Genomic DNA, 12,793 nt, shown 5'->3' on the forward strand with positions numbered 1-12,793 from the left:
ACTACAGCTAATCGTTATTTCTGTTAAGCAATGTAAGTTGAGGTGTGTATGAACAACCTGTATAAAGTGGTTTGGAATAAATCTCGCCAAGTATGGCAAGCCGTTTCTGAGTGTGCATCTAGTAATGGTAAAGCCACAAAATCCAGTAGCGGTACTCGTCAAGGTGCTAGCTTTTCACTTAAAAACATTTTATCCCAGTTTGCTGCGGGTAGCCTGTTAATCATTACCCTTCCTTCTATTGCTTTCGCAAATAACCTACCTACTGGTGGCCAAGTTCAAGCCGGTGCAGGGCAAATTAACAGCAATGGTCAAACCATGACCATTAACCAAACCAGCCAAAACATGGTGGTGGATTGGCAAAGCTTTTCTATTGGTAAAGATGCCAGCGTTAATTTTGTACAACCCAACGCCCAAGCCGCTGCGCTAAACCGAGTGCTGGGCAATCAGGTCTCCAATATTCGTGGTGCACTAAAAGCCAACGGCCAAGTATTTTTAGTTAACCCCAACGGCATTCTATTTAGCCAAACGGCACGTGTTGATGTCGGTTCTTTGGTGGCTTCTACCCTAAACATTAGCAATCAAAACTTTATGAATGGCAATTACCGTTTTGAAGGCAGTAGCGGCAATGCAGTGATTAACCAAGGCAATATTCAAACCTTAAACGGTGGCACGGTGGCGTTTATTGCTGCCAAAATCATTAATACTGGCAGCATTACTACCCCACAGGGCAATACCCTAATGGGCGCAGGTAATAAGGTGGTTTTAGACCTAGGCGGCCCAGTTAAAATTGAAGTTGAAGCGTCAGAGCTAGAAACCTACATCGAACAAGGTGGCGCAATAAAAGCCGATGGCGGTACAGTTTATTTAACCGCTAAAGCTGCTAATGCACTCACCAGCAGCGTGATTAACCACACCGGCATCACCCAAGCACAAACCCTAGCCAGCGGTGAAGACGGCACCATTATGCTAATGGGCGATATGCAAAGCGGCACAGTGCAAGTAGCCGGCACTTTAGATGCCAGTGCACCTATTAGTGGTAAAGGCGGTTTTGTAGAAACCAGCGCGGCTAAGGTAAAAATTGATGATGTACAGGTCACCACCAAAGCCGAAAACGGCGAGACTGGGGAGTGGTTGATCGATCCTAACGACTACACCATTGCCGCCAGTGGTGGTGATATTACCGGTACGCAGCTGGGTACCAATCTGGCAACCAGCAATGTCACCATTCAAAGTGTTGACGGCGGAACAACAGACGGTAATGGTGATATTTTTGTTAATGATGAAGTGACCTGGACAAGCGGTAACACCCTCACCCTGAATGCAATTCGTAATATTGAAATCAATAAAACGATTGATGCCAGTGGTGGATCTGGTGGCAAGCTGGTGCTTGAATACGGGCAGGGTGCTGTTGCTTCAGGCAATAACGCTGATTACAACATCAATGCACCTGTTAACCTGCAAGCCGGTCAAAACTTCAGCACTAAGCTGGGAAATGATGGTGCAGAGACTACCTGGACAGTTATTACACATGACGATCTTGCAACAGCTATCTCAACAGGAGGTTTAGAACACAACTACGTACTAGGAGGTGACCTTGATTTAAGCAGTATCACAAAATGGACACCTATTGGAAATTTGGCAACAAAATTTACAGGAAACTTTGACGGTCTTGGCCACACCATCTCCAACTTAAAGATCAATAATACAAGTAATCTTACAGGGCTTTTTGGAATTACTGATGGCGCCACCATAAAAAATATCGGAGTAGTCGATGCTTATATCCAATCTTATTACCAAGCTGGGATATTGATTGGATACGCCAAAAATACAACGATTGAAAATTCTTATACTACAGGAAAAATTACAGGTACTTATGAATCAATAGGTGGTCTAGTAGGATACTTCACCTCAGAGGGTGGAAATAACCACATCGAAAACTCTTACTCTTCTGCAGATGTAACTGGAACTGATAATGTAGGCGGTTTAGTGGGACAACTTTCGAGTGCAGAAACTGCAAGCATAAGTAACGCTTACGCAACAGGAAATGTAACTGGAACTGATAATGTAGGCGGTTTAGTGGGACAACTTTCAGCTAATGCTATGAATGGAGGTGCAACGGCAAGCATAAGTAACGCTTACGCAACAGGAAATGTAACTGGAGCTGATCGTGTAGGCGGTTTAGTGGGAGAGCTTTCAGCTTATTCTATGGAGGGAGATGCAACGGCAAGCATAAGCATAAGTAACGCTTACGCAACAGGAAATATAATTGGAGCTAATAATGTAGGCGGCTTAGTGGGACAACTTTTTGCTGTAGATGCAACGGCAAGCATAAGTAACGCTTACGCAACAGGAAATGTAACTGGAACAGGTAGTTTAGGTGGATTAGTAGCTAATATTGAGGGCGGAACTATCGAAAACTCCTGGTATGACAAAGACACAAACACAGCGACTATGGCTGATAGCACTAATTATGGTAAAACCAAAGCTGAAATTTTAGCAGCCTTTGCAGGAAAAGATGGCTGGTCAACAGGCGGTGGTGCAACAGTAGCAGGCTATGAAGTAGCAGAACTCCCATACCTTACAAAGGTTACAGCAGATGCAGATAAGTCAGTCACAACACTTTTTGCAGGTGGTATGGGGGTCGATGGAGACGCTTACACCATTACCAACTGGAATCAACTACAAAATATAAACTACGGTTGGGATACTAAAAATAAAACCTACGCTCTTTCAAATAACTTAGAAAGCTCAACAGCTGGTTATGTTGGTACAGGTGAAGGCTGGAATCCTATTGGAGCATTTTCTGGAAACTTTGATGGTTTAGGTCATAGCATCTCAGACTTATATATAAATAGAGCTGCTAATATGCAAGGTCTGTTTGGACAAACTGAAGATGCTAATATTGTCAACGTAAATCTTATTAATGTGAATATTACAGGTAATCATGAAGTTGGGGCATTAGTAGGAACTGCAATGCAAACACATATAGAAAATGTAACTTCTAGTGGAAAAGTTGTTGGAGAAGAAGAAGTCGGTGGATTAGTTGGCTATATGGATGAGTCTGCTGTAACCGTATTAAAAAGTCACTCAAGTGCTGAAGTAACTGGAGCTAATAATATTGGTGGGCTTGTAGGTAAGTTATCCCACAGTACTATTAGAGAGAGTTATGCAACTGGGAAAATAACTGGAACGGGTTCTAATATTGGCGGAATAGTTGGCTATAACAACTATTCATTAATAGAAGACTCTTATGCCACTAATGCTGTTAGTGGTGGCACTAATGTGGGTGGATTAGTTGGTTACAATAAGAACTATTCGATAAAAAATTCTTACGCATCAGGCAGTGTAACAGGTACTTCTAATGTTGGCGGTTTAGTTGGTTCAAATAACGGTACTATCACTAACAGCTTTTACGCCACAACGGATGCCGAAGGCAACCCAATTAACACAACCAATGACTCTGGCATGGGCACAGGTAAAACCATGGCTGAACTGCAAACGGCCAGTACCTTTGCAGGCTGGGATTTATCCACAACAGGTGGCTCTGATAAAGTTTGGCGTATTTATGAAGATCACAGCGCTCCACTACTGCGTCACTTTATGAAAGTCGCCACCGTAGCCAGTGGTGAAAATGCCACAGCGACCAAAACCTACGATGCCACGACCGAGGTTGACAATAGCCTGCTCAATCTGACATGGAGCGTTACCGAGGGCTCTTATGATTCGAGCCTCATCCAAGGTGAGGGCTTCAGCCTCGATAGCAAAAACGCAGGCACTCGGAACCTCGTCAGTGGGTTCCACTCAGGTCAAACAGGCTACGACATTGTTGTTGATAACAGCCTTGCAACCTTTGAAGTCACTGCAAAAGACCTGGACATTACAGGCTTGACTGCCGAGAGCAAAACCTACGATGCCAACACCACGGCCAGCCTGACTGGCACAGCGGCCATCAATGCCTTGGGTAACGATAAAGTGAGCTTGGATGGCACTGCTACAGGTGCTTTTGCTGACAAAAAAGTCGGTGAAGACAAGGCTGTGACCGTGACCGTGACCGGTTTGACGCTGACCGGTGATGATGCAGGCAACTACACTCTGGTCGCTCCCAATGGCCTGACTGCCAGCATCAGCAAAGCCAACCTGGATGTGACAGGCTTGACTGCCGAGAGCAAAACCTACGATGCCAACACCACGGCCAGCCTGACTGGTGCAGCAACAGTCAATGCCTTGGGTAACGATAACGTGAGCTTGGATGGCACTGCTACAGGTGCTTTTGCTGACAAAAAAGTCGGTAAAGACAAGGCTGTGACGGTGACCGGTTTGACGCTGACCGGTGATGATGCAGGCAACTACACGCTGGTCGCTCCCAATGGCCTGACTGCCAGCATCAGTAAAGCCAACCTGGATGTGACTGGCTTGACTGCCGAGAGCAAAACCTACGATGCCAACACCACGGCCAGCCTGACTGGCACAGCGGCCATCAATGCCTTGGGTAACGATAACGTGAGCTTGGATGGCACTGCTACAGGTGCTTTTGCTGACAAAAAAGTCGGTAAAGACAAGGCTGTGACGGTGACCGGTTTGACGCTGACCGGTGATGATGCAGGCAACTACACGCTGGTCGCTCCCAATGGCCTGACTGCCAGCATCAGTAAAGCCAACCTGGATGTGACTGGCTTGACTGCCGAGAGCAAAACCTACGATGCCAACACCACGGCCAGCCTGACTGGCACAGCGGCCATCAATGCCTTGGGTAACGATAACGTGAGCTTGGATGGCACTGCTACAGGTGCTTTTGCTGACAAAAAAGTCGGTAAAGACAAGGCTGTGACGGTGACCGGTTTGACGCTGACCGGTGATGATGCAGGCAACTACACGCTGGTCGCTCCCAATGGCCTGACTGCCAGCATCAGTAAAGCCAACCTGGATGTGACTGGCTTGACTGCCGAGAGCAAAACCTACGATGCCAACACCACGGCCAGCCTGACTGGCACAGCGGCCATCAATGCCTTGGGTAACGATAAAGTGAGCTTGGATGGCACTGCTACAGGTGCTTTTGCTGACAAAAAAGTCGGTAAAGACAAGGCTGTGACGGTGACCGGTTTGACGCTGACCGGTGATGATGCAGGCAACTACACGCTGGTCGCTCCCAATGGCCTGACTGCCAGCATCAGTAAAGCCAACCTGGATGTGACTGGCTTGACTGCCGAGAGCAAAACCTACGATGCCAACACCACGGCCAGCCTGACTGGCACAGCGGCCATCAATGCCTTGGGTAACGATAACGTGAGCTTGGATGGCACTGCTACAGGTGCTTTTGCTGACAAAAAAGTCGGTAAAGACAAGGCTGTGACGGTGACCGGTTTGACGCTGACCGGTGATGATGCAGGCAACTACACGCTGGTCGCTCCCAATGGCCTGACTGCCAGCATCAGTAAAGCCAACCTGGATGTGACTGGCTTGACTGCCGAGAGCAAAACCTACGATGCCAACACCACGGCCAGCCTGACTGGCACAGCGGCCATCAATGCCTTGGGTAACGATAACGTGAGCTTGGATGGCACTGCTACAGGTGCTTTTGCTGACAAAAAAGTCGGTAAAGACAAGGCTGTGACGGTGACCGGTTTGACGCTGACCGGTGATGATGCAGGCAACTACACGCTGGTCGCTCCCAATGGCCTGACTGCCAGCATCAGTAAAGCCAACCTGGATGTGACTGGCTTGACTGCCGAGAGCAAAACCTACGATGCCAACACCACGGCCAGCCTGACTGGCACAGCGGCCATCAATGCCTTGGGTAACGATAACGTGAGCTTGGATGGCACTGCTACAGGTGCTTTTGCTGACAAAAAAGTCGGTAAAGACAAGGCTGTGACGGTGACCGGTTTGACGCTGACCGGTGATGATGCAGGCAACTACACGCTGGTCGCTCCCAATGGCCTGACTGCCAGCATCAGTAAAGCCAACCTGGATGTGACTGGCTTGACTGCCGAGAGCAAAACCTACGATGCCACTACCACGGCCAATCTGGCTGGTACAGCAACAGTCAATGCCCTGGGTAATGATGACGTCAGCCTGGAAGGTATCGCTGTGGGTGCATTTGACAACAAAAATGTCGGTGACAGCAAAGCCATTACGGTTACAGGTTTGACGCTGACCGGTGATGATGCAGGCAACTACACCCTGGTTGCCCCCAATGGCCTGACCGCCAATATTACCCCCAAAGCCATCACCATCAGCGGCATCAAGGCTGAAAGCAAAGAGTACGATGGCACCACGGATGCAACGATTAATACTTCTGAAGCCACTGGCTGGATTGAAGGTGATGACCTTCAACTGACTGCAACCGGTCAGTTTGTTAATAAAAATGTGGGTGAAGATAAAAACGTAACCCTGGCAAGCAACTACTCCGGCTCCGATGCCAGCAATTACACCATCACGGATCAAGCCAGCACCACGGCAAGCATCACTGCTAGCAGCGGTGGTGACACAGGCACAGGTGGTGGCACTACGGGTGGTGGCGGTACGAATACAGTCAGTAAAGTGGTTGCAAACATCCAACAACAAGCCAGTACCAACGCTAAGTTAGGTTCGTTTGCTGCAACTGGATTTACCTTTGATAGTTCTACGGCTAATTTTTCTCAACAAAGCGGTAGTTTAGAGCTGGTTGAAGTGGATGAGTCTGCTGGTAACAGCCTAGCTAAGACCAATACCAACAATCTTGGGTTAATGCGGGTGTTCGTTAATGAAGGCGGACTAAACATCAGCGGTTTAGATAACAGCGACCAGTAGTTTAAATCCACTTACTATTTGAAGGAAAAACCATGAACAACATTCGCTTTAAATTATTACCCCTCACCCTTTGTGTTTTGGCTGCTTTAGGTACAAGCAAGGTAGCAGCACAAGATGCCCCCTTAGGTGCGGGGCAGGTTTTACAACAAAACCAAGCTAAGGAACTTGCACCTAAAAAATCAGACATCAACCTACAGTTGCCTGGTGATGCTGGGCAAACAGTTAAGCCCGGTGGTAAAACTGTTGCCTTAACTAAGGTTGCGTTTATTGGCAACACTGTTTTTGCAGATGAAGTGTTATTAGCGGAACTGAGTGAAGCATTACAGCAACCGCAAGACCTAGCCGGTCTACGCAATATGGCTGAACAAATCACCAACTTTTACCGTGCCAGCGGCTACCCCTTTGCCCGTGCGCTATTACCTGCACAAGCCTTAACCCAAGGCAAGCTACAAATTCAAATTGTGGAAGGTAAGTTTGGCGAGGTGAAGGCAACCAGTGATGATAATGCGCTGGCTGCTAAAGCTCAGACTTTTTTAACGCCTTTAAAAACGGGTGAAGTTATTGCTTCCAAGCCTTTAGAGCGTAGCCTACTACTTATTACCGACCTACCTGGTGTGCAAGCCACTCCCATTGTTCGCCCCAGTACAACCCAAGGTGCGGGTGATTTAGAAGTAAAGGTAACACCAGAAAAACGCGTTTCGGGTGAAGTTGGCTTAGATAATCACGGCAGCCGTTTTTCAGGTGCTTACCGTGCCAGCGGTGTCATTAAAGCCAATCGCTTACTCACCGTGGGCGATCAGTTAAGTTTTTCTTGGCTATATTCCAGCGAAGAAACTTGGTTAGGTGGTTTGCAATACAGCTTGCCCGTGGGCAGTTCTGGTTTAATGGCTAATGCGGGTTATGCGCATACCGATTACACCCTAGGAAAAGGCTTTGAGGGTTATAAAGGTACGGCTGCCGTTAGCTCGGTAGGTTTAAGCTATCCAGTGATTCGTAGTCAACAAGCTAATCTTTCAGTGCAGGCAACCTACCAATACAAAGATTTAGATGACAAGGGCTTGTCTGGCTTTAAAAAAGCCACGGCTAGTCATAGTTTGCCACTACAGCTAAGTTTTGATAAGCGTGATGCTTTTGCTGGGGGTGGTATTACCTATGGTCAGTTTATTGTAACGCCAGGGCAGTTAGACATAGAACAGTTCGGCACAACGAAGGATCAAAACTTTACTAAGTTGAATTTGCAAGTGGTACGTTTACAAAGCTTGGCTGAACGTTTAACGCTGGTCACTAAGCTAGATACGCAGTGGACAAGTAAAAAAGACTTAGACGGGTCTGAAAGCTTTTCACTAGGTGGCCCACAGGCAGTACGTGCCTACCCTGTTTCTGAAGGCTCAGCTAGCCGTGGTTTGGTAGTACAAATGGAGATGCGCTACGCCACAGCCTATGGTTTAACTCCCTACACTTTTGTGGATGCAGGCCAAACGGCTCGGGGCGATGTGGATGGTTCTAAACGCCGTATTTCAGGTGCAGGCTTAGGTAGTAGCTATGCTTGGAAAACCTTGCAGCTAGATGCCAACCTAGCTTGGTCACTTTCTGGTGGCGACTCTCAAGCCGATACCAAAGGTAATGACCCACGCTTTTGGCTAAGTGCTAAATACAGCTTCTAAGCTTATATAAACCCAATAGTATTTAAAACGCTTCACACTTTCACCAGCCTAGATACTTTCTACGGCTGGTTTTTTTTATAATCAAAATTTACTCCTCTACAATAAAAACCAAACCTTTAGCAAATATAGATTTTAAAGGTAAGGTAAAGTCCTGATCACGTGCTTTTTTACGTAAACGGCTAACAATTACATCAACACGGTGCGTATCATCTGAATAGCCTTGGTGTTTAAACAAAGCATCATTCAAATAAATGCGAGTAAGAATTTGATTAGGCTGATCTAACAATAATTCAAGCAGCTCTTTTTCCTGTTGCGTTAAGTGTAATGTTTCTTCTTTTGGGTTGACTAAGCAAGAGTTTGCACTTTCTAATCGCCAACCAGTCTTTTTAGTTGTTTCTATTAATGGCTGGTTTTTAGCCGCATCACTAGCTTCATTTTTATTAAGTTGCATACGCTGCCACAGTGCTTGTAATTTTTCATTAAGCTCTAAAAAATTAACTGGCTTTACTAGGTAAAGGTCTGCACCCAAATTTAAGCCATTAAGGTAGTCTTTTTTACCGCCCCTAGCCGTAATAATAACTAAACCAAAATCACCTAACTTGCTTAAGTGACTAATCAAGCTAAAGCCATCCTCACCTGGTAAGCCTATATCTACTAAAAAAATATCAGCTTTTTGTAGGTGTAATTTACGCCAAAACTCTTCTGCACTAGTGGCAGTCCAGCATTCATAGCCTTTAGCTTTTAGAAAGAAGTTCAGTTCTTCTTGCAAATCATTATTATCTTCAATAATTGCAAGCGTTGGTTGTTGCAACATAGTTATTCTTATCCTATTAATCAGCTAAAGCATTAGCTGTTGGTAGGCTTAACTGAAAGGTACAGCCTTGAGGTGTGTTTTTTATTAATTCTAAATAACCGCTATGGGCTTTAACAATTTGCAAAGCAACATACAGACCTAACCCATAGCCTTTGGTACTTGTGGAACGCTCACTTTTTTGTGCTAAGTTACGCTGGTAACGTTCGAACAAAAATTCGACCAACTCAGGCGCAATACCATTCCCTTGATCTTCAACCCTTAAAAAATATTGGTTATTTTTAATGCTTAAGTCCACACTAATCTGCCCTTGGCGTGTGTACTTAACAGCATTATCAAGCAGGTTAGATAAAGCAATTTGTAGCAACGCCTTGTCAGCCATGACAGAGTAACCCTCTAGCGCTCTAAAACTGATTGGCTTACCTGCAAACGTTATTTTTAAAACATGCTGTTCAGAAAGCGAGGCCAGGGAGCAGGATTCATCCAAAAGCTGTCCCCAGTTGGTTGACTCAAGTTCTAAATTCAACGCTTTAGCTGAAATTCGTGAGTCTGCTAGGCAGTTATCGGTTAATTGCACCAAACGGTCTATCGCTTTTTGAATGCGCTGATAGCGCTGAGTTACTTGGGGTTCATCTTGCTTCATTAAGCAGAGATTTTGTATTGCCATAGAAATAACACTTAAGGGCGTACGAAATTCATGGGAAACCATACCCATAAATTGCCTTTGGTGAAAGCCTGCTTCACGTTCAATTTGCAACTCGCGCTTCATTAACAAATGCTCTTGCCGTAATCCTTTTTCTTCATAAGAGCGCATAACTGCCAGTACGGTGACTAAAAGTGTATTAAAAATTGGAGCATATTGCCAAATTAAGTAAATACGCCGGTCATAACTAATCCAGCCTAAAAGAATGGCTAAGGATAAAAAGCTAGCTAAAAAACAAACAAAAGGGCTTAGGCCAAGCAATAAGGTTAGTGGTCGATATTTTTCTTTATGCCAAACATAAAAAAAGCTAATAAAAAATATAATTGCAATAATTAAATAAGCAATGCCTTGAGCTTCAAAGCCCTTGCCATAAAGATCTAAAGGTGTTAACACTACCTGAGAAACAACTAACAACATAAAACCTAACATAAATTTATAAATTTTAGGTAAATAGGTTTTAAGGTTTAAAGCTTCAACACTTACCCAGATTAAAAATGCATAAGAAATTAGCGAAGCAATATTCGTTGAATAGTGCTGTAAAGGAAAACTTATACTAGGCAAAAGCCAAGTTACATAGCCTTGAATAGATGCAATAAGAATGTAGACAGACGAATAACCCGTAACAGCCCAGAGCAATCTAGATCGTATAATAAAAGCTAAAACAACGGCTAAAAAAGTTGAGATAGCTGCCAAACCCAAATAAAAACTCAAATAACCTGTTTGCTGAGTTGAGTATTCTATAAATTCTTCCGGCTCCCACAAGCTGGCTTCAAAAATTACCGTACTAATTGTTTTGATACGCACCACAAATTCGTAACCTAAGTGCGGTGCTTGTGTTTGTGGAATTTTGAATACAGGGAAGCGGTAGTCTAAATCGCCTCTTATTCCAGGTGTTATATCCCCTGCTTCTTTCTTAACCCATTTCCCAGCAGGGTTACCCAAAGGTCGGTAATAGATATTTACTTCATCAACAAAGTTAGGGGTAATCAGCAGTAACTGGTCTTGGTTAACAAAGTGTTCGGCAGGAAAAACCCAATGCAGCCAAAAAGTAGGCCGAACATAGCCCCTAGACAAGGGTTTATGCTGCATTTGTAAATCACCTTGCTTTACAAGTTCTCTAAACCCTTCAAAGTCTAGCTGATGATCATTATCAATATACAACTGATAAGCTACATCTTTCCCCACAAAAACAGGTGCGGCAAAGGTTTGAGCCGAAAAAAACAGTAAGCCCAAAAAGAGCACCCACCTAAATTTATTTAAGAACAGCATCCTACCTCCAAACCCTAGCGACCAGACTAGCAGACAAGCCAACTGCTTAAACCACCACTTCTGAAACCAGCAGGATTCTAAGGCAAATCTGTAACAAATAGTAAAATAAAGCAATAAGTCAAAAATAAATGATTTTAGTTGTTAGATCATGATATTCGGTGAACAATGGCATTAGTCATGAATTAGAATAAACCCTGCTATGGAAGCCCTAGGCCTATTCCTATTTTTCTTGCAAAACAGCCCTTTAAGACAGCATCTAATGATTAGAAAATACTTACTTCTTCAATTTTTTTGGGTGTTAGCCGTTCTAGCTTCGCTCGTTTATAACATTAACGCTGCAGGGCAAACGCACGAACATTATTTGATCAACCCCATCACCTTGAACAGATACGCATCATCCCAACCACAGGCCTTACGCTTGTTTTTGATACCCAGTTTTACACTGGTTTCCTGCTTTAGTAGGTTTAGAGCGATTTGTCGGGTGGTTGCTAGGTTTTCTGCCGCATAACCTTGCCTAGCTCGACACTGATCTTCCCCAAAAGAGACATCCAGAACCCAATGAAGCTGGTTTTCGACGCCCCAATGCTCGCGAGTGGCCTTTAATACTTCTTCTGCCGTCATCAGTTTGCTGGAAATAAAGTAACGAATATGGCTTCGGCCTCTTTCATTAGCAATACGATCTGACTGTATCGCGGCGATGGTTTGTACTTGCCATTCTGTTGCAATAGACAGAGACGACAAGTCCATCGTGGACCAGCATCGACGGTGCTCCTTGCGACCATGTGTTTCGTTTTGTTGCTCAAAAAAGTGCTCACTTAACGTGTCCTGTTTATGAGTTTCCCAGTAATGATCGAAATACCTAACAAGCTCTTTATGTAGCGTTTTCTGGTTACTTTTTACGGTAATTAAGTAATCAGCTTCTCTTTCAATGACTTTGGATACAATGTTTTTCTGACACCCCATCGCATCTATTGTGACCAAGCAGCCTTTGATAGCCAGTTGTTCCAATAGTTTAGGGATTGCTTTGATTTCATTAGACTTTTTATCGACCTTGTGTTGACCAAGAGACACGCTAGCCTGTGAAGCCCAAGCGTTCACCATGTGAATAGCTTGTTGTTTACTAGAACGCGACGCCCGTGCAGTTTTTCCGTCAATTGCGACAACGCCAGATAATGGGGTATCAATTAACATATCCTGCACCCAGCCACAGAACATTTCTCGATAACAGACCGGGTCCAACAGAGAAAATAAACGGTTAAAGGTGTCATGTGATGGGATGCCGCCTGGCAAGCGTAAAAACTGTTTGAACCAATCCTTTCGGGTGTCCGCAAAGAATTGAATCGACTCCCAGTCATCCGCACCACAAAGCAACGCGCAGGTAGTCATGAAAACCACTTCCCCTAAATCGTGGGTACATTTTGCTTGCTGGCGTGGGTCATTTAACAGCATCATACGGTCTAATAGAGTCATCGGCATCAAAAGGGAACGATCATTCATCAAACACGGATTAAATGCAAATGCAGCACACACTGTTCAGAAAATGTTCATGCGTTTGCC

Annotated in this window: 5 protein-coding genes; 2 read left to right on the top strand and 3 right to left on the bottom strand. The window is 44.9% G+C overall.

All coding sequences use genetic code 11. The features are described from left to right. Window positions 1-48 precede the first annotated feature (48 nt). Together J8N69_RS02250 and J8N69_RS02255 are read left to right on the top strand one after the other, a co-directional pair. Entirely contained in the window at window positions 49-6,789 is a 6,741-nt protein-coding gene (locus J8N69_RS02250) for a YDG domain-containing protein (RefSeq protein WP_227803950.1), read from the top strand. A gap of 32 nt (window positions 6,790-6,821) precedes the next feature. Beyond that, a complete protein-coding gene (locus J8N69_RS02255; RefSeq protein WP_168827640.1) occupies window positions 6,822-8,453 on the top strand; it encodes a ShlB/FhaC/HecB family hemolysin secretion/activation protein in 1,632 nt (543 codons plus the stop codon). Between the two features lie 88 nt (window positions 8,454-8,541). Here J8N69_RS02255 and J8N69_RS02260 read toward each other — a convergent pair whose 3' ends face one another. The 3 genes from J8N69_RS02260 to J8N69_RS02270 all read right to left on the bottom strand — a co-directional run bounded on the left by J8N69_RS02260 (window position 8,542) and on the right by J8N69_RS02270 (window position 12,733). Next, window positions 8,542-9,267: a response regulator transcription factor gene (locus tag J8N69_RS02260; RefSeq protein ID WP_168827638.1), complete on the bottom strand. Its 726-nt coding sequence runs from the start codon at window positions 9,265-9,267 to the stop codon at window positions 8,542-8,544. A 16-nt stretch (window positions 9,268-9,283) separates the two neighbouring features. Next, window positions 9,284-11,236, bottom strand: coding sequence for a sensor histidine kinase (locus J8N69_RS02265; protein WP_168827636.1), 1,953 nt, complete (start codon window positions 11,234-11,236; stop codon window positions 9,284-9,286). Window positions 11,237-11,593: 357 nt separating this feature from the next. Beyond that, on the bottom strand, window positions 11,594-12,733 hold the full coding sequence (locus tag J8N69_RS02270) for an ISAs1 family transposase (RefSeq protein WP_168827634.1): 1,140 nt from the start codon (window positions 12,731-12,733) through the stop codon (window positions 11,594-11,596). Window positions 12,734-12,793 lie beyond the last annotated feature (60 nt).

This window comes from Marinomonas profundi, from assembly GCF_020694005.1.
Classification (GTDB): domain Bacteria; phylum Pseudomonadota; class Gammaproteobacteria; order Pseudomonadales; family Marinomonadaceae; genus Marinomonas; species Marinomonas profundi.

Excerpts from the sequence above, each read along its gene's own strand:
- J8N69_RS02255 (WP_168827640.1), top strand. The coding sequence starts at position 6,822 with ATGAACAACATTCGCTTTAAATTATTACCCCTCACCCTTTGTGTTTTG.
- J8N69_RS02270 (WP_168827634.1), bottom strand. The coding sequence starts at position 12,733 with ATGAATGATCGTTCCCTTTTGATGCCGATGACTCTATTAGACCGTATG.
- J8N69_RS02260 (WP_168827638.1), bottom strand. The coding sequence starts at position 9,267 with ATGTTGCAACAACCAACGCTTGCAATTATTGAAGATAATAATGATTTG.
- J8N69_RS02265 (WP_168827636.1), bottom strand. The coding sequence starts at position 11,236 with ATGCTGTTCTTAAATAAATTTAGGTGGGTGCTCTTTTTGGGCTTACTG.
- J8N69_RS02250 (WP_227803950.1), top strand. The coding sequence starts at position 49 with ATGAACAACCTGTATAAAGTGGTTTGGAATAAATCTCGCCAAGTATGG.